The sequence below is a fragment of the Dysosmobacter acutus genome (genome assembly GCF_018919205.1).
Classification (GTDB): domain Bacteria; phylum Bacillota; class Clostridia; order Oscillospirales; family Oscillospiraceae; genus Oscillibacter; species Oscillibacter acutus.
In genome coordinates this window covers 2,913,640-2,931,928 of sequence record NZ_JAHLQN010000001.1, presented here as the reverse complement: position 1 = coordinate 2,931,928, position 18,289 = coordinate 2,913,640, and the positions used below count along the sequence as shown (strand labels likewise).

The window sequence follows — 18,289 nt, the reverse complement described above, 5'->3', positions numbered from 1 at the left end:
TCCCGGTGGAAAAGCTGCTTGTAATCGTTCCCCGGGACGGGGAGAACCTCAGGATGGACTCCGTGCTCCGCTTGGCGCTGTCCGGCGTTCCCCATGAGCGGGCGGAGTCGCTGGAGGGACCGGTGGAGCGCCGGCGCATCCTATTTGCCCTCTCGGCGGGCGGGGATGGGGTGAATGCGGGGTATACCGCCCTGCTGCGGCGCCTGCGCCGGGGGTATGTCACGCTGGAGGGCTGTGTGGGCGGGCTGATTGTGGATGGAGAAAGTGAGCTCTACACAAAGTCCATGGCCACGGAGATGGTTTTTGCCGCCAACCGGGCGGGCTGCGCTTTTGTGGGCCGGCCCCTGGTGGAGGCCACCGGGTCGCTGTCCAATTTCACCGTGCTGGCCCGGCTGGGCAGTCTGAACCTTTTGGAGGCCTACCGGGAGAGCGCCGGGCAGCTGATCGGCCGCATCCTATCCTTTGCCCCGCCCCGCCAGTCCCACCCGGAGCTGCTGACGCTCCACGCCTCCAGCCATAAGACCTCCAACACGGTGGCTCTTTGGGAATCGCTGAAGGGGCGGCTGGGGGAGAAGATGGCGTGGAAGGAGGTGGGCCTTCGAAACGGCTCCGTGGTGGACTGCTCCGGCTGCCCCTACACCATGTGCCTCCACTTTGGGGAGCGTGGCGGCTGCTTCTACGGCGGCGTTATGGTGGAGGAGGTCTATCCCGCCCTGCGCCGGGCGGACGCGCTGGTGATGCTCTGCCCCAACTACAACGACGCCCTCTCAGCCAATCTCACCGCCAGCATCAACCGGATGACCGCCCTGTACCGCACCGTGCAGTTTTATGATAAGGCCCTCTACGCCGTCGTGGTCTCCGGCTATTCCGGCGGGGACATAGTGGCCCGGCAGCTGATCTCCGCGCTGTGCATGAATAAGTCCTTTTACCTGCCGCCCCGCTTCGCTCTGCTGGAGACGGCCAACGACGCCGGAACCGCGCTGAGCCTGCCGGGGATCGAACGGCGGCTGGACGGATTTGCGGAGGGCATGGCCGCGCAGCTTCTGCCCTGAACGCAAAAAAGCCGGCGGCTCAATGCCGCCGGCTTTTGCCGGAAAGTCTGTCGCCTCATAAACCGGTATACTCCGCTGAAAGCCATTCCCACGGTGAAAACCGTGGGAATGGCTTGTTTTATTCCGCCCACTGGCTGTGAACGAGGCCCCGCAGATACCAGGTGTTCTCCACCTGGCGCAGCACCAGCGTCAGGGAGAAGGAGTCGGCGCCGTCGGAGCCGGCAAAACAGTAGTCCACAAAGGCGCAGTCCGGATAGACGTCGGACAAATCCTGCTCCCCGCCATGCGTCAATTTGCCCTCTTCCACCGTATCCGGTGTAAAATAGTCTCCGTCCTCATCCCAGACGAACCGGGTCCAGTAGTCGCCGCCGGTGAGGGAGACGGCCTGGTTGTCAAGACTCCCCCAGGTGTAGAGCTCCTTGTCGGAAAAGAAGGTGGAGAACTCCTCCGCAGTCACGGTGCGGTTGCTCTCAGAGACCGGGAGGCAGGGGGTGAAGGTCAGCCCCCGCTCCGGGTCGATAAAGTCCTTCAGCTCTCCCGGGTTCAGACGCAGCAGGTCGAAGAGGGAGTCCGCCGCCTCCCGGGCGGTCCGGGGCTCTGCGGAGACGCTGCCTCCGGCGGGGCTGTCCGGCAGGTACTCCTGCATGATGCTGCCATCTAAGGAGACGATGTAGTTGGTCAGGTAGGAAAGGTGGTCGCCGTCCACCAGCCATGAGACGCGGAAGTTGTAGCAGTCGGCGCCGTCCACGTTCACCATGTTTTCAAAGCCGATGGAAAATAGGTTCCCGGTGGTTTCGTCCCGTTCACCGAAATGCTCCTGCACCCTGGCCAGCGCCTCCTCCTTGGTGAGCACCGCCGCCTCGGAGCCAGGGGAGATAGGCGCCGAACCGGAGGCGGAAGGGTCGCCGGCCGAGCCGCCGCGGGCGGCCAAAAACAGCAATAGGACAAGCAAAGCGGCCGCTGCCGCCAAAACCAATCGCCTCATTCAAACACTCGCTTTCCATGGAAAATTACAGTAGGGACGGTATCACAAAACAGGGGGCCTGTCAAGGAACAGAGTGTGAACAAAACACGCAGAGCGTTGTTTGGAAAAAAATGAAACTTTTTATGTGGAGGAGCCGTCTAACTATTATTCCGGACTTCTTTTCCGCTTGGAAGAAGTTGTTACGGATTTGTAAGTTGATTTCATAGGAAAACTGTATTATTATAAATAATACAGTTTCATACATCGGAAGTGAAAGGACGGAAAAAGACATGGCAGAAGTGATGGATCCCGTTTTGGAAAAGAAGGACGAGGCTCTGGTGCCGCCGGAATCCGCAGCCCCTCCCGCCCCGCAGAAGCCCAAGAAGAAAAAGAAGAAGAAAATCGTCTCTTGGGTGATTCTGGCCGTGGTTCTTGGAGGCATTGCCTTTGGTATGTATAAATTGCTGGCGCCCAAAGAAGAGGCGGGGCAGGTGATCACGGATATGGTGCAGTACGGTTCCATCACCTCCACCGTGCAGGGCAGCGGCATCACCAAGCCCAAAAACAGCGAGACCATTACCCTGACCACCACGGGAACGGTGGCGGACGTGTACGTCACCGAGGGTCAGCAGGTCACCGCGGGAACGCCCCTGTTCACCATCGACAGCGAAACGGCCCGGGATGCGGTGGAGAAGGCCCGCAAGGACGCCAACGGCTATCAGAAGCAGTTAGACGCCCTCTACAAGGACATTGCCGGGCTGAACCTGACCCCCGCCTATGGCGGCAAACTGCTGGACGTGGTGAAGCTGACCGCCGGGGACACCATCTCCAAGGACCAGGTGGTGGCCAAGCTGGTGGACGACAGTACGCTGCGCCTGAAGCAGTATTACAGCTACGCCTATGCGGACAGCATTAAAGTGGGCCAGAGCGCCAATGTGTCCGTTCCCGCGCTGATGAGCAGCGGCATCGCCGGCAGAGTGGACGCCGTACATATGGTGGAGCGCATCAGCGCCGAGGGCTCCAAGCTCTTTGAGGTGGAGGTCACGCTGCAAAACCCGGGTACCCTGACGGCGGACATGGAGGCCTCCGCGGTGATCACCGTGGGCGGCGAAACCGTGTATCCCTATGAGTCCGCCAAACTGGAGTACAACCGCTCCACCGACCTCAAGTCCACTGTCAACGGCACCGTAATCTCCAGCAGCCTTCTGAACTACATGGAAGTGACGCCGGGCCAGGTGCTGGTGAAGATCGACGGCGAGGACAGCGAAAACGAGATTTTCTCCCTTGAGCAGTCCCTGGCCACGGCCCAGAAGGACCTTGAGACCGCCCAGAAGAATCTTGCCAACTGCAGCGCCGTGGCGCCCATCGACGGCACGGTCATCGGCCTGGCCATCTCGCCGGGCGACGAGGTGGCGGCCAATACCACCGTAATCTCCATTGCCGACACCACCACCGTCATCATCGACGCCACGGTGGACGAGCGGAACATCTCCTATGTCCAGCAGGGCATGATGGTGGACCTGGACCAGTGGGGCACGCCTTATACCGGCATGGTGGAGTCGGTCAGCCTCTCCAGCAAGGTGGAAAACGGTGTGGCCTCCTATCCCATGGTCATCTCTGTGGACAACATCGACGGCTCCATGATGACCGGCAGTAACGTCACCTATTCCCTGATTGCCAGCGAGAACGACAACTGCCTGCTGCTGCCCATCCAGGCGGTGAAGTCCGTGCCCATGGAGGACGGCACCACCGGCTCTGTGGTCTTTGTCAAGGCGGACAGCAAGCCTGAAAACGCAATCGAGCTCACCGTCCCTGTGGAAGAAGTGCCTGAGGGCTTTTATGCCGTGCCGGTGGAGACCGGCATCTCCGACAACTACAACGTGGAGATCATCAGCGGCGTGGAAGAGGGCACAGAGGTATTTACAACAGTCCAGAAAGAGAATTCCTGGTATTAAGGGGGACGACATGTTAGCTGAATTGCGCAACGTCTACAAGATATACGGCGAGGGGCTGGAGAGCGAGGTGCGGGCGCTGGACGGCGTATCGCTTGCCATTGACCGCGGCGAGTTCGTGGCGGTGGTGGGCGCTTCCGGCTCCGGAAAGTCCACCATGATGAACCTCCTGGGCTGTCTGGATGTCCCCACCTACGGCGACTACTTCTTAGATGGTGTGGATGTGAAGGAGCTTACGGACCGGGAACTATCCCACATCCGCAACAAGCAGATCGGGTTCATCTTCCAGGGCTTCAATCTGATCCCCGCTCTCTCCGCCAAGGAAAATGTGGAGCTTCCGCTGATCTACCAGGGCATCAACGGCGAGCGCCGCCACGACCTGGCTCAGGCGGCGCTGGAGCGGGTGGGTCTGGGAAACCGCGGCGGCCACAAGCCGACGGAGATGTCCGGCGGCCAGCAGCAGCGCGTGGCCATCGCCCGGGCCATTGCCACCAGCCCGCCCATCATCATGGCCGACGAACCCACGGGCGCCCTGGATTCCAAGACCGGACACGAGGTGCTTGGCTTTTTGCAGCAGCTCAACCGGGAGGGCAGCACCGTGATCCTCATCACCCATGACAACAGCATTGCCGCCACCGCCAAACGGGTCGTCCGCATCAGCGACGGAAAGATCGTGGACGATCATCAGCAGGAGGTGGACTGGGCATGAATATTACACAGGCCATTAAAATGGCCATCAAATCCATCCTCTCCAACCGGGGCCGTTCCATGCTGACCATGTTGGGCATCATCATCGGCATCGCCTCGGTGATGACCATCGTGTCCACGGTCAACGGCTCCAACATTGAGATGCAGAAGTACTATGACAGCCTGGGCACCAACAAGATCAATGTCAGCGCCTACCAGTGGAACAACAACGACATCTTTGACGAGCTCTACGACTACTGCAACAGCCTCACGGACTATGTCCTGGGCGTGACGCCCAATGCCTACTTCAACGCCACCGTGGTCTACGGAAACAAGAGCAGCGCCAAGATGGGCGGCGGAGGCATGTACTACGGCGGCGGGATGTCCGTTTCCATGAGCGGCGGCGGTGGAATGACCAACACCTATCCGCCGGAGCTGTATTTCGGCAGCGACCAGTATGCCATCTGCAACAACTTCCAGATCGCCGAGGGACGGGACCTGAGCAAGATTGACATCGATGCCTATGCCCAGGTCTGCGTCTTAGGCGCCCGGGCGGCCCAGACCTTTTTTGACTATGCGGACCCCGTGGGCAAGGAGATACAGGTCAACGGAAACCCCTTCCAGGTAATCGGGGTCTACGCGGAAAAGGACCCGGACAGCGACTGGTCCATGGACAACATCATCGTCTTCCCCTATTCCGCCAGCCGCCTGCTGGCCCCGGACCAGCAGATGAGCGAGTTCGTGGTCAAGGCTGCCAGCAAGGAGGCCACCACACAGGCCATCAGCCGGATCGACGCCTTTTTGGGCGGCATCATCGACATGAACCAGGGCTGGAAGCAGGTCTACAGTGAGAACCAGTGGCAGGAGAGCAACAACCAGGCCACCATGATGATGTCCCTGGTGTTGGGCGGCATCGCCTTCATCTCCCTGCTGGTGGGCGGCATCGGCATCATGAACATCATGCTGGTCACGGTCACCGAGCGGACCCGGGAAATCGGTATCCGCCGGGCCATCGGCGCTGAGCGGCGCTCCATTGTGACCCAGTTCCTTATCGAGGCGGCCATGATCTGCGGCGTGGGCGGCGTGCTGGGTATCATCCTTGGCATTCTCTGCACGCTGATCGCCGGCAAGCTGCTGTTGCAGCTGATCCTGTTTCCGCCGGCGTGGATCACGCTGTCCGCGTTTATCCTGTCCGTTGCACTGGGCATTATTTTCGGTATTTATCCCGCCATGAAGGCTTCCCGGCTCCAGCCGGTGGAAGCGCTGCGCGCGGAGTAAAGAAAGAAGTGGTATGAATATGAGAAAGACAAAACGCATTTCCCTCCTGCTGGCGCTGGCCCTGCTGGTCTCCTGCCTGACGCCCTTTTCCGCCCTGGCGGCGGAGAACACGTTTTCCGACCTGAACGATCCGGACACCGCATCCAATGTGGAGGTGCTCCGGATGATGGGCGTGCTGGACGGCTACGCCGACGGCACCTTCCGGCCCAACGCCACGCTGACCCGGGCGCAGTTTTGCAAAATGGCGGTGCTGATGACCAAAAACGGCGCGGACCAGGTGGGCCAGTATAAAAACTACACCATCTTCCCGGATGTGAAGGCCAGCCACTGGGCCTCCGGCTATATCAACATGGCCGTCCGCGGCGAGAAGGCCACGGAGGAGACGGCGGCCCGGCCCGGCATCATTGCCGGCTATCCCGACGGCACCTTCCGCCCGGACAGCATCGTCACCTACGGCCAGGCGGTCACCATTTTGATGCGCCTTCTGGGCTATGCGGACAAAGATGTGGGCGCCGTTTGGCCCGACGGCTATCTGAACGCCGCGTCCACCATCGGCCTCACCGACGGACTGAAGCTCACCGGCTCCGCCTCCATCACCCGGGGCAAGGCGGCCCAGCTCTTTGTGAATCTGCTCAACACCAACATGAAGGACTCCACCTCCACCTACGCCGCCTCCATCGCCAACTCCCTGGTGGCGGATACCGTGCTGCTGTCCTGCTCCGCCACCGCTTCCGACGGCACCTCCGGGGCCCTGCAGACCTCCGACGGCACCTATAAGCCGGCCCGGAACAGCGGCTCGGGCCTTCTCAACGGCCGCAAGGGCACGGTACTCTTAGACGCCTCCGGCAAGGCGCTGACCTTTGTGCCCGTCAAGGCCGGCAGCTCGGAGACCTTCAACCTGTCCGTGGCCAAGGCCGGCTACCTCCAGGACAATGCCGGCCACCGCTATGAGGTCACCGCCAAGACTGTGGCCTACCACAACGGTGAGAAGACCACCTACGGTGAGATGTATACCTACCTGCGCTCGGGCAGCTCCGTGACGGTCTACTTCAACGCCGCGGGCACGGCGGAGTATGTCTTCTCCGGCAGCGAGTCCACCACCGACGCGGTGGTGGTGCCGGCCAAGGGGTCCACCAACGGCTTCACCTCCCTGACCGGCGGAAGCACCAACTACAAGCTGAGCAAAAACGGCCTGACCATCACCTCCTCCGACCTGCGTGCCAACGACGTGGCCACCTACAACGCAGCCACCAACACCATCCAGGTCTGTGACACCCGGCTCACCGGCGTCATCGAGAATGTGTACCCCAACTTTGAGGCGCCCACCAGCCTGACGGTGATCGGCCATGAGTTCGAGGTGCTGCCCAGCGCCGGAGAGATGCTGTCCGGGTTTAAGGTGAACGACAGCGTGTCGCTGCTGCTCACCGTGGACAACAAGGTGGCTGGCGCTGTGGCCAATACCGCCGCTACCCGCTCCAATGCCATCGGCATGGTGACCGCCGCCTCCGGAACCTCCGCCACGGTGCAGCTGCTCAGCGGCCTGGAGCTGACCGGAAACACGGACACCAGCGCAGAGTACAACTCCAAGCTTCAGGGCCAGCTGGTGCGGGTATCCTCCTCCCGCCGGGGGACTATCTCCCTGGCCACCCTCAGCGGAGGCAGCTACAACACCCTGGACATGTCCACCCGCAAGATAGGCAATGCGGAGCTGGCGGACAACGTGATGGTCTATGAAAAGGCCCACGCCAACGCCCCGGTGCAGCCCATCGTTCTGAGTCAGATCGTTCAAAATAAGATCAACGGCTCCAACATCGCCTTTGCCGAGTACGACTGGGCGGGCCGGGTGAGCCTGCTGATCCTCAACAACGTCACCGGCGACACCTTCACCTACGGCCGGGTTCGGATGGACGAAGGCAGCCTCACCGTCAGCTATGACAACGGCAAGTCCGTCAGCGCAACCTCCGCCTACAAGTTCGCCGACGGTTCCTTTGCGGGCGTCGCCGTCAACTCCGCCGGCAGTCAGGTGGTGGCCGTGATGAGCCTGAAGCAGCTGGACAATGTGCCCAACAACGCGTGGAAGTCCAGCGAGTATGTGACGGTGGGCGGTGTGACCTATCCCGTCAGCGAGGATGTGGTCTGTTACAACCGGACCACCGGGAAGTTCCTGACCCTCAGCGCGGCGCGGGCCTTCGCCTCCACGGCGACGCTCTATTATGACCGTACCGTGGACGAGGGCGGAAAGATCCGCGTTGTCGAAGTGCGATGAATTAAAACGAAACTGTGGCGCTGCTGACAGAATTGTCTGTCGGCAGCGCTGCTTTTTGTGACATTCGCGTCCTTGACGCTGTCCTGGGGGAAGCCTATAATATAAAGTGTAAATACAAGATGAATTTCTGCCCAGGAGATGGTAATTTATTCCTTATTTTGGAAAGGATACCCTGTGCGGAATTCGGAGAGAGGGAACCATATGGAATTGGGAGATCTGACCATTGCCAGAGACTACGACGTATACGGCGCCCATCCGGAAGAGAAAGACGGACGGGCAGGATGGCGCTTCCGGGTCTGGGCCCCCCAGGCGCGCGGCGTTTCCGTGGTGGGAGAATTCAACGGGTGGGATCCCTTGACAAACCCAATGGAGAGAGAGGGCCAGGACTGGGAGACGTTCATCCCCGGCCTCGCCCAATACGACACGTACAAATATGCCGTTGTGGGACAGAGCGGGCAGGAGGTGTGGAAAAGCGATCCCTATGCCTTCCACGCGGAGACCCGCCCCGGAACGGCCAGCAAGCTCTACGATCTTTCCGGCTACCAGTGGAAGGACGGCCACTGGAAGCCCAAAGAACTCTACAACCGGCCGCTGAACATCTATGAGGTGCACCTTGGATCCTGGAGGCGGCGGGAGGACGGGGCCTTTTATGACTACCGGAGCCTGGCGGAGGAGCTGTCCTGCTATGTGAGCGGCATGGGCTATACCCACGTGGAGCTGCTGCCGGTGACGGAGCACCCCCTGGACGACTCCTGGGGCTATCAATGCACCGGATATTTCGCCCCCACCTCCCGGTTCGGCACGCCCCACGACTTCATGTATTTCGTGGAGTGCATGCACCGCCATGGCTTGGGCGTCATACTGGACTGGGTGCCCGCCCACTTCTGCAAGGATGAGCAGGGGCTCTATGAGTTTGACGGCGGGTGCTGCTATGAGTACGCCGATCCCAACAAGCGGGAGCACGCGCTGTGGGGCACCCGGGTCTTTGACTACGGAAGGCGGGAGGTCCGGGATTTCCTGCTCGCCTCGGCGGCCTTCTGGCTGCGGGAATACCACATCGACGGATTGCGGGTGGACGCGGTGGCCTCCATGCTGTACCTGGACTATGACCGGCCCGACGGCGCATGGACGCCCAACCGCCACGGCGGGAAGGAGAACCTGGAGGCCATCGATTTCCTGCGGGACCTGAACCGCACTGCCTTTGCCGTCAACCCCCACGCGCTGATGGTGGCGGAGGAGTCCACCGCCTGGCCTCTGGTGACCTATCCGCCGGAGGAGGGGGGACTGGGCTTCAACCTGAAGTGGAACATGGGCTGGATGAACGACATGTGCCACTATCTGAAGTTAGACCCCTATTTCCGCCAGCACCACCATAGGGACCTGACCTTCTCCATGATGTACGCCTTTTCTGAGAACTATATCCTTCCCATGTCCCACGATGAGGTGGTCCACATGAAGGGCTCGGTGGTGGGGAAGATGCCCGGGGACTACCGGACCCAACTTCAGTGCCTGAGGGGATTTTACGCCTATATGATGGCCCATCCCGGCAAGAAGCTGATGTTTATGGGCGCGGAGATAGGCCAGTGGCATGAGTGGGACGCGGACGGAGGGCTGGACTGGTATCTGCTGGAGCATCCTGAAAACCAGCAGATTCAGCAGTTTTTCCGGGATATGAACCACTTTTACCTCCATCAGAGCCCGCTGTGGGAGGTGGATCGGGACTGGGCCGGCTTTGAATGGCTGGTGGCCGATGACAACCAGAACAATGTGGCTGTGTTTGCGCGCCGGGACAAGGCGGGCAGGGAAGTGGTCTGCGCCGTCAACTTTTCCCCCAACACCTATGAGAACTACCGCTTCGGCGTGAGCGACAAAGCGCGCTACAGAGAGATCTTCAACACGGACGACCCCGCCTACGGCGGAAGCGGCGTTTCCAATGAGACGGCCATAGCGGTGGAGCAGATTCCCTCCCACGGGAAGCTCCAGTCTATCGCCATCCGCATCCCGCCCTTTGGCGCCGTATTCTTCCGGGGAGAGGCCCGCCGTGGAAGCAAACGCAGTTCTTCACTCCAGGGCAAGGAAAGGAAAGGGATGGTGTAAAAATGAAAAAAGAGTGCATCGCCATGCTGCTGGCAGGCGGACAGGGAAGCCGGCTCTACGTGCTCACCGGGGAGATGGCAAAGCCGGCAGTCCCCTTTGGAGGGAAATTCCGCATTATCGATTTCCCGCTGTCCAACTGCGCCAATTCGGGGATCGACACGGTGGGCGTCCTGACTCAGTACCGGCCGCTGGAGCTCAATAGCTACATCGGCAACGGCCAGCCCTGGGACCTGGACCACACCGACGGCGGCGTCCACATCCTGCCGCCCTATCAGTCCGCCACCGGCGGGACCTGGTACAAGGGCACCGCCAACGCCATCTATCAGAACATGGGCTTCATCGACCTCTATGACCCGGACTATGTGGTGATCCTCTCCGGCGACCACATCTACAAGATGGACTACTCCCTGATGGTCAGGCGCCATAAGGAGAGCGCCGCCGCCTGCACCATCTCCGTCATGGAGGTGCCCTGGGACGAAGCGCCCCGGTTCGGCATCATGAACGTGGATGAGTCCGACCGCATCACCGAGTTTGAGGAAAAGCCGAAAGCGCCCAAGAGCAACCTGGCCTCCATGGGCATCTATGTCTTCTCCTGGCAGACCCTGCGCCGCTATCTCATCGAGGATGAGGCGGACAATGATTCCAGCAACGACTTCGGCAAGAACATCATCCCCGCCATGCTGAAGGCGGGAGAGAAGATGGCCGCCTACCGCTTTTCCGGCTACTGGAAGGACGTGGGTACGCTGGAATCCCTGTGGGACGCCAATATGGATATGCTGGCCCGGGACACGGGGCTGGACCTGCTGGACCCCGACTGGCCCATCTATGCCAGGACCACCTCGCTGCCCCCGGCCTTTTTGGGTCCTCAGGTGGAAATATCCAACAGCGCCATCAGCCGGGGCTGCGACCTTCAGGGCACGGTGAAAAACTCCGTGCTGTCTCAGGATGTCACGGTGGAGGAGGGGGCGGAGGTCTCCTATTCCGTGCTGATGCCCGGAGTCACGGTGGAGCGGGGCGCCGTGGTGCGCTACGCGATTTTGGGTGAAAACTGCCGCATCCGCGCCGGGGCCAGGGTCGGAGACCACCCGGAGCGGGTGGAGCCGGTGAACTGGGGGCTGGCGGTGTTAGGCCCGGGCACGGAGGTGGAAGCGGACCGGGTAATTGCCCCCAAGACCATTCTGGATCGAAACGGCGAGGAGGTGTCAAGATGAACGGGATGCATGGAATCATATTCTCCTATGAAAAGCGGAACAACCTGCGGGAACTCAGTGAAATCCGTTCCCCGTCCTCCATTCCCTTCGGCGGGCGCTACCGGGCGGTGGACTTCAGCCTCTCCAATCTGATCAACGCCGGCGTCACCGACGTGGGGGTGGTGCTCCATGGCCGCTACCAGAGCCTTCTGGACCACCTGGGCACCGGAAAGAACTGGGACCTGAGCCGCAAGCGGGGCGGACTGAAGATTCTCCCGCCCTTTGCCTTTACCCAGCAGTGGGGGGACAGAGCCTTCCGGGGAAAGATGGAGGCACTGGCCGGCGTCCGCTCCTACCTGGATGAAATCCGCCAGGACTACGTGGTGATGATGGACGGGGACCTGGTGGTGAACCTGCCGCTGGACCAGGTGCTGGAGCACCACATGAGCTCCGGCGCGGACATTACGGTGGTGTGCGGCAACGACTGCTTTGAGGTGGACGACGGCACCTATTTTCAGATTGACGACTCGGGCCGTGTGATCGACACGGTCTATCACACCAATTGTCCCCGGGGCAACCGATCCCTTGAGGTCTATGTCATCTCCACCCGTCTGCTCACCGATCTGGTGGACTACTGCGCCAGCCACGACCAGTATAGCCTGCGCCGGGATGTGCTGCAGGCCCAGGGGGAAACGCTGAACATCCGGGCCTTCATCTGGGGCGGGTTCGCCGCACAGATCCGCTCTGTGAAGGAGTATTACGACCGCAGCATGCAGCTGCTGGACCCGGCAATACGGAAGGACCTCTTCTGTGAGGAGCGGCCGATCCGGGCCAAGAGCAGCGACGAAGCCTCCGCCTATATCGATCCCCGGCCAAGCTGCCGCAACTCCCTGGTGGCAGACGGCTGCTGCGTGGAGGGTACGGTGGAGAATTCCATCCTCTTCCCCGGGGTCACGGTGGAGCGGGGCGCGGAGGTGCGCAACTGTGTGCTGTTCAAGGGCGCTGTGGTGCGCCGCGACGCGGTGCTGCACTATGTCATCGCGGATAAGAAAGTGGAGATTCTGGAAGGGCGCCATCTGATGGGCCATGAAACCTACCCCGTGGTGGTATCAAAAGGAGCGATCGTGTAATGACAACGAAAAAAGGAAACGAAGGACCCGGAAAGACCGCCAAGCCCGCTGAGAAAAAGACCGCAAAGGCGCCGGCTGCAAAAACAACGCCACAAAAACCGGCTCCCCGTGCGGGTGGGAAACCGGCGGGGAAAAAGGCAGCCGCCCCTATTGAGAAAACCGCGCCCATTGAGAAGACCCTCCCGGTGCGGAGCCCTGCCTCCGCTGCCGCGGAGACGGCGCCGGCCTCGGCGGCAGCTCCGGAGCCCCGGCGGATTCTGTACGTGACCAGCGAGGCGGTGCCCTTTTGCAAGACCGGGGGCCTGGCTGATGTGGCGGGCTCCCTGCCCCAGGCCCTGGCCGAGGCGGGGAACCGGGTGGCGGTGATCCTGCCGCTGTACCAGAAGGTGAAGGACGCCTTCGGAGACAAGCTGGAGTATGTGAAGTACATCTACGTCCGTCTGGCCTGGCGCAGCCTGTACTGCGGGCTGTTCCGCATGGAGAAGGACGGCGTCACCTGGTACTTTGTGGACAACGAGCAGTATTTTAAGCGCCCGGAGCTCTACGGCTATTATGACGACGGCGAGCGGTTCGCCTATTTTTGCCGCGCGGTGGTGGAACTGCTGCCCCATCTGGATTTCCGGCCCGAGGTGATCCACTGTAACGACTGGCAAAGCGCCCTTGTTCCCGTGTATTTGAAGGACGACGGCGTCCGGGAGGAGGAGCTCCGGGGGATTCGCACGGTGATTACGGTGCATAATATTGAATACCAGGGCCGCTACGGCAAGGAGACCCTGGGAGACCTTTTCGGCCTGAACGCCGGCTGGCTCCGGGACGGCACGCTGGAAATGGACGGGGACATCAATCTGATCAAGGGCGCCATGCTCTGCGCCGACGCGGTGACCGCCGTATCCCCCTCCTATGCCCAGGAACTGAAGTTCGCCTACTTTGCCCATGGGCTGGAGAGCATAGTCAGCAATTGCGGCGACAAGCTCTACGGCGTGCTCAACGGGCTGGACATGGAGCGCTACAATCCGGCGGAGGATCACACCATTGCCGCCGCCTACAGCGCGGAGGACCTCTCCGGTAAGGTGAGGGACAAATCGGAGCTGCAGCGGCTGCTGGGACTGCGGGAGGAGGCGGACACTCCGGTGATCGGCATGGTCTCCCGGCTGGTTTCCCACAAGGGACTGGATTTGGTGCAGCAATCGCTCCAGGCCCTGATGGAGCTGCCGGTCCAGGTGGTCCTGGTGGGCAAGGGCGACTACAAGTACGAGGAATTCTTCCGCTGGGCCCAGCAGCGCTACCCCGGCCGCCTGTGCGCCTATATCGGCTACAGCGAGGCCATGAGCATGAACGTCTACGCCGGGGCGGACCTCTTCCTGATGCCCTCGCGCAGCGAGCCCTGCGGGCTGAGTCAGATGATCGCCATGCGCTACGGCACCGTGCCCATCGTCCGGGAGACCGGGGGACTGAAAGATACGGTCCAGCCCTATGAGGCATGGCGGGACAGCGGAAACGGCTTCACCTTTGCCAACTACGACAGCGCCGATATGCTCAGCGTCATCGGCCAGGCGGTGGAGCTGTACCGCGGCGATCGGGAGGCATTCCGCCGCCTCCAGAAGCGCGGCATGACCGGCGACTACAGCTGGCGGCGGAGCGCGGAGGAATACCGGCGCATCTATGACAAAATCCTGGGCTGAAGGCCCGGGTGCAGAAAGGAAACGCAACGTAAATGGCAACTGTGACGAGCAAGACATTGGAGGGAGCGCTGGAGGCCAAGCTGCGCCTGAATTTCGGCAGTACGGTGGAAGAGGCCACCGACGCCCAGATGATGAAGGCCTGCGCCCTGGTGCTGCGGGATATGATGGCGATCCGTGAGGTGGAGACCAAGCAGATGGTCCGCCGGGAGGAAAAGCGCCAGGTGCACTATATGTCCCTGGAATTTCTCATGGGCCGCAGCCTGATGAAAAACGCGTACAACCTGGGGCTTCTGCCCCAGCTGCGCCAGGCCCTGGAGAATTTGGGATTCCGGGCGGCGGATATCTTTGAGTTAGAGCCGGACGCCGCCCTTGGAAACGGCGGCCTTGGCCGCTTGGCCGCCTGCTACCTGGACAGCATGACCACCCTGGAGATTCCGGCCACCGGCTACTCCATCTGCTATGAGTTAGGGCTCTTCCGCCAGAAGATCATCGAGGGGCAGCAGGTGGAGCTGCCGGACAACTGGAAGGACCTGGGCGACGCGTGGCTGATGCCAAAGCCCCAGGAGACGGAGGAGGTCCACTTCGGCGGAAACATCCGGGAGTTCTGGGCGGACGGACACCACCATGTGGTCCACGAGAACTACCAGACCGTGCTGGCCATCCCCTGCGACATGGAGATCGCCGGCTATGAGACGCGCCATACCAATACCCTGCGGCTGTGGGACGCCAAGTCCCCGGCCCCTGTGGACATGTCCCTTTTCTCCCAGGGCGAGTACCTGAAGGCCACCGAGGCCCACGCCATGGCGGAGGTCATTGCCAAGGTGCTCTACCCGGAGGACAACCACATTGAGGGCAAGTCCCTGCGCTTAAAGCAGCAGTACTTCTTTGTCTCCGCCACGGTGCAGAGCGTGGCGCGCCGCCACCTCGAGACCTATGGCACACTGAAGAACTTCCACGAGAAAAACGTGTTCCAGGTCAACGACACCCACCCGGCCCTGGTGATCCCGGAGCTGATGCGCCTGCTCATCGACGACGCGGGCCTGGGATGGGATGAGGCGTGGTACATCACCACCCACTCCGTGGCCTACACCAACCACACGGTGCTCTCCGAGGCATTAGAGCGCTGGCCTCAGGACCTGATTCAGCGGAACCTTCCCAGGATCTGGCAGATCCTGATGGAGATATCCGGCCGCTGGCAGGAGAGAGTGGAGGACTTTTATCACGACAGCGCCAAGACCGAGGACATGGCCATCATCTGGGGCGGCCAGGTCCGCATGGCGAATCTCTGCATCGCCGGGGGCATGGCCGTCAACGGCGTCAGCGGCCTCCACTCCGGCATTTTGAAAAAGGAGCTCTTCCGCAACGCCTGCGGCATGGAGCCCTGGAAGTTCCAAAACGTCACCAACGGCATCGACCACCGCCGCTGGCTCTCTGAAATCAACCCCGGACTGGACCGGATGATCCGGGATCTGACCGGGGGAGACGAGTATCTGCTCCACCCCGGGGCGCTGAAAAAGTTGGACGATTACGCGGACGACCCGGAGGTGCTTCAGCGTCTGGCGGAGATCAAGCGGAAGAATAAGGAGGCCTTTTCCGGCTATGTCCGCAGAACGCAGGATGTGGTGCTCAACCCGGACGCCATCTTCGACGTGCAGGTCAAGCGGCTCCACGAATACAAGCGTCAGCTTCTCAACGCGCTGCATATCATCATCCTGTACCAGCAGCTTCAGGACGATCCCGGCCGGACCATGCAGCCCCAGACCTTCCTCTTCGGCGCCAAGGCGGCGCCGGGCTATGCGGTTGCCAAGCGGATCATCCACCTCATCAACTCCCTGGCGGACCAGATCAACCACGATCCCATCTGCAAAGATAAGCTCCAGGTGGTGTTTCTGGAGAACTACCGGGTGTCCCTGGCGGAGCGGCTGATCCCCGCCAGCGAGGTCAGCCAGCAGATTTCCACCGCGGGCAAGGAGGCCAGCGGCACCGGCAACATGAAGTTCATGATGAACGGCGCGTTGACGGTGGGGACCCTGGACGGCGCCAACGTGGAGATGCACGACGTGTTAGGCGATGAGAACATGTTCCTCTTCGGCCTCCACGCCGATGAGGTGGCGGAGCTCAGGGTTAGTGGCTACCTGCCCCAGCGGCTCTATGCACGGGACCCCATCCTCCGCCGGGCGCTGGATCAGCTGAAAACCGGATTCCGGGACGGGGTGAGCTATGAGGACCTCTTTGCCCGGCTGGTGACCGGGAGCAACAGCGCGGCGGACGAATATCTGCTGCTGGCGGACTTTGCCGCCTACTGCGCGGCGGAGAAGCGGATGGTGGAAGCCTACGCCGATCCGGCGGCTTGGAACCGGATGAGCCTGCACAACATCGCCCGCTCCGGCATATTTGCCGCCGATCGGGCCGTGGCGGAGTACGCTGACCGCATCTGGCACGTGGACCACAGGTGATCCAACAATCCGATAAAAGGACGCGGCGTATCGGCGCCGCGTCTTTTTATCGGATGGAAGGCGCCTTTTCACTCAAAAAGCTGATTTTACTTGCATTTTGGCCGAAAATCCGGTATGATCTAAAGTGACGGAGTATTTCCGTCACTTTTTTGCAAATCGCGCACCATGCGGGATAGAATAGAGGATAAGAGGAACAAGCTATGGAAATTACACAGGGCGTGCGCTTTGACTCCCTGGGCCTGACGCCGGAGATCATGCGCGCCATTGAGAAAAAAGGGATTGAGATGTCCACTCCGGTGCAGGCCGGGTGCATCCCGCCCATGCGGGAGTGGAAGGACGTCATTGCCAAGGCGCCCACCGGGACGGGCAAGACCTTTGCCTTCGGCATCCCCATTATCGAGCATATCGACCCGGCCAATGAGGAGGTGCAGGCGGTGATCCTGGCCCCCACACGGGAGCTGGCCATGCAGACCGCCGGGGAGCTGCGGGACCTGGCCGCCTTCCGGAACGGCGTGCGGATCGTCTGCCTTTACGGCGGACAGCCCATCGGCAAGCAGATCGACGCGCTGAAGAAAAAGCCTCAGATCGTGGTGGCCACGCCGGGGCGGCTGGCCGACCACATGAAGCGCCGCACCGTCCGGGTGGACACGGCCCAGACCGTGGTGCTGGACGAGGCGGACCGGATGCTGGACATGGGCTTTATCCACGATGTGACCAAGCTGCTGGACCGGATGGACAAGCGGCGGAACTTAGGACTCTTTTCCGCCACCATCTCTCGGGAGGTCATGGACATCGCCTGGGTCTATCAGCGGGACGCAGTGGAGATCGAGGTACGCCCCGACGAGGAGAACAAGCCGGACATCCTCCAGTTCCGCATGGAACTGCCCCAGAGCGAAAAGACCGACGCCATTGTGAAGCTCATCAAGAACGGGGAGCTGGAGCGGGTGATGGTCTTTTGCAACACCAAGGGCTCAACGGAGCGGATCACCAAGTTTTTGCAGATGCGGGGCGTGGACGCGGAGTGCATCCACGGCGACATCCCGCAGCGCAAGCGGGAGCAGGTGATGGACCGGTTCCGCAAGGGCGAGCTGCGGGTGTTTGTGGCCACGGATGTGGCGGCCCGGGGCATTGACGTGGACGATGTGGACGCGGTGTTCAACTGCGATGTGCCGGATGAAAACCAGGACTACATCCACCGCATCGGTCGCACGGGCCGGGCCAGACGCCACGGCGTGGCGGTGACCTTTGTCTCCGACTATCCCTCCAAAATGCGGATGGACGACATTGCCAAGTTTACCAAAAACCACATCATCAACGTGTGCTTCAACGAGGACGGCACGCTGACGGAGGTCGAATAGGCCAGGCGCGGAGCAGAGCTGCTCCGCGCTTTTGCGCATATGGGCGGAGAGGCCAAATGTAAACAATTCTTTAATTTGTAATTATTTGTTACTTATTTGTTGCCATTGGCTTTACAAACCGGAGTAAAGCAAGTATAATTACGGGTACTTTCCCGGATGGAACTGTTGTATGGATCA

The 18,289-nt window shown here is 61.2% G+C and carries 12 protein-coding genes; 11 read left to right on the top strand and 1 reads right to left on the bottom strand.

Annotation, left to right across the window (positions count from 1 at the left end):
* Nucleotides 1–5: 5 nt before the first annotated feature.
* Nucleotides 6–1,052, top strand: coding sequence for an NAD(P)H-dependent oxidoreductase (locus tag KQI82_RS14355; protein ID WP_338148991.1), 1,047 nt, complete (start codon nt 6–8; stop codon nt 1,050–1,052).
* A 118-nt stretch (nt 1,053–1,170) separates the two neighbouring features.
* Here KQI82_RS14355 and KQI82_RS14350 read toward each other — a convergent pair whose 3' ends face one another.
* Nucleotides 1,171–2,037 carry a hypothetical protein gene (locus KQI82_RS14350; RefSeq protein ID WP_216633380.1) on the bottom strand — a complete coding sequence of 289 codons (867 nt, stop codon included), beginning with the start codon at nt 2,035–2,037 and terminating at the stop codon, nt 1,171–1,173.
* 269 nt (nt 2,038–2,306) lie between these two features.
* Here KQI82_RS14350 and KQI82_RS14345 point away from each other — a divergent pair, with 269 nt between their 5' ends.
* The 10 genes from KQI82_RS14345 to KQI82_RS14300 all read left to right on the top strand — a co-directional run bounded on the left by KQI82_RS14345 (nt 2,307) and on the right by KQI82_RS14300 (nt 18,112).
* Nucleotides 2,307–3,971: an efflux RND transporter periplasmic adaptor subunit gene (locus KQI82_RS14345; protein WP_241426722.1), complete on the top strand. Its 1,665-nt coding sequence runs from the start codon at nt 2,307–2,309 to the stop codon at nt 3,969–3,971.
* 10 nt (nt 3,972–3,981) lie between these two features.
* A complete protein-coding gene (locus tag KQI82_RS14340) occupies nt 3,982–4,677 on the top strand; it encodes an ABC transporter ATP-binding protein (protein ID WP_216633379.1) in 696 nt (231 codons plus the stop codon).
* Nucleotides 4,674–5,933, top strand: coding sequence for an ABC transporter permease (locus KQI82_RS14335; protein WP_216633378.1), 1,260 nt, complete (start codon nt 4,674–4,676; stop codon nt 5,931–5,933). The genes KQI82_RS14340 and KQI82_RS14335 overlap by 4 nt, the downstream gene beginning before the upstream one ends.
* A 19-nt stretch (nt 5,934–5,952) precedes the next feature.
* Nucleotides 5,953–8,199, top strand: coding sequence for an S-layer homology domain-containing protein (locus tag KQI82_RS15815; protein WP_216633377.1), 2,247 nt, complete (start codon nt 5,953–5,955; stop codon nt 8,197–8,199).
* A 201-nt stretch (nt 8,200–8,400) separates the two neighbouring features.
* Nucleotides 8,401–10,296 (top strand): 1,4-alpha-glucan branching protein GlgB, encoded by a 1,896-nt coding sequence (glgB, locus tag KQI82_RS14325; protein ID WP_216633376.1) that lies wholly within the window; start codon nt 8,401–8,403, stop codon nt 10,294–10,296.
* 2 nt (nt 10,297–10,298) lie between these two features.
* On the top strand, nt 10,299–11,507 hold the full coding sequence (locus KQI82_RS14320; RefSeq protein ID WP_216633375.1) for a glucose-1-phosphate adenylyltransferase: 1,209 nt from the start codon (nt 10,299–10,301) through the stop codon (nt 11,505–11,507).
* Nucleotides 11,504–12,616 carry a glucose-1-phosphate adenylyltransferase subunit GlgD gene (gene glgD, locus KQI82_RS14315; protein WP_216633374.1) on the top strand — a complete coding sequence of 371 codons (1,113 nt, stop codon included), beginning with the start codon at nt 11,504–11,506 and terminating at the stop codon, nt 12,614–12,616. The genes KQI82_RS14320 and glgD overlap by 4 nt, the downstream gene beginning before the upstream one ends.
* Nucleotides 12,616–14,298: a glycogen synthase GlgA gene (gene glgA / locus KQI82_RS14310; RefSeq protein ID WP_216633373.1), complete on the top strand. Its 1,683-nt coding sequence runs from the start codon at nt 12,616–12,618 to the stop codon at nt 14,296–14,298. The genes glgD and glgA overlap by 1 nt, the downstream gene beginning before the upstream one ends.
* Before the next feature lie 32 nt (nt 14,299–14,330).
* Entirely contained in the window at nt 14,331–16,754 is a 2,424-nt protein-coding gene (locus KQI82_RS14305; RefSeq protein WP_216633372.1) for a glycogen/starch/alpha-glucan phosphorylase, read from the top strand.
* 200 nt (nt 16,755–16,954) lie between these two features.
* A complete protein-coding gene (locus KQI82_RS14300) occupies nt 16,955–18,112 on the top strand; it encodes a DEAD/DEAH box helicase (protein WP_216633371.1) in 1,158 nt (385 codons plus the stop codon).
* The last annotated feature ends 177 nt before the right edge of the window (nt 18,113–18,289 follow it).

Excerpts from the sequence above, each read along its gene's own strand:
- KQI82_RS14350 (WP_216633380.1), bottom strand. The coding sequence starts at position 2,037 with ATGAGGCGATTGGTTTTGGCGGCAGCGGCCGCTTTGCTTGTCCTATTG.
- KQI82_RS14345 (WP_241426722.1), top strand. The coding sequence starts at position 2,307 with ATGGCAGAAGTGATGGATCCCGTTTTGGAAAAGAAGGACGAGGCTCTG.
- KQI82_RS14340 (WP_216633379.1), top strand. The coding sequence starts at position 3,982 with ATGTTAGCTGAATTGCGCAACGTCTACAAGATATACGGCGAGGGGCTG.
- KQI82_RS14335 (WP_216633378.1), top strand. The coding sequence starts at position 4,674 with ATGAATATTACACAGGCCATTAAAATGGCCATCAAATCCATCCTCTCC.
- KQI82_RS15815 (WP_216633377.1), top strand. The coding sequence starts at position 5,953 with ATGAGAAAGACAAAACGCATTTCCCTCCTGCTGGCGCTGGCCCTGCTG.
- glgB (WP_216633376.1), top strand. The coding sequence starts at position 8,401 with ATGGAATTGGGAGATCTGACCATTGCCAGAGACTACGACGTATACGGC.
- KQI82_RS14320 (WP_216633375.1), top strand. The coding sequence starts at position 10,299 with ATGAAAAAAGAGTGCATCGCCATGCTGCTGGCAGGCGGACAGGGAAGC.
- glgD (WP_216633374.1), top strand. The coding sequence starts at position 11,504 with ATGAACGGGATGCATGGAATCATATTCTCCTATGAAAAGCGGAACAAC.
- glgA (WP_216633373.1), top strand. The coding sequence starts at position 12,616 with ATGACAACGAAAAAAGGAAACGAAGGACCCGGAAAGACCGCCAAGCCC.
- KQI82_RS14305 (WP_216633372.1), top strand. The coding sequence starts at position 14,331 with ATGGCAACTGTGACGAGCAAGACATTGGAGGGAGCGCTGGAGGCCAAG.
- KQI82_RS14300 (WP_216633371.1), top strand. The coding sequence starts at position 16,955 with ATGGAAATTACACAGGGCGTGCGCTTTGACTCCCTGGGCCTGACGCCG.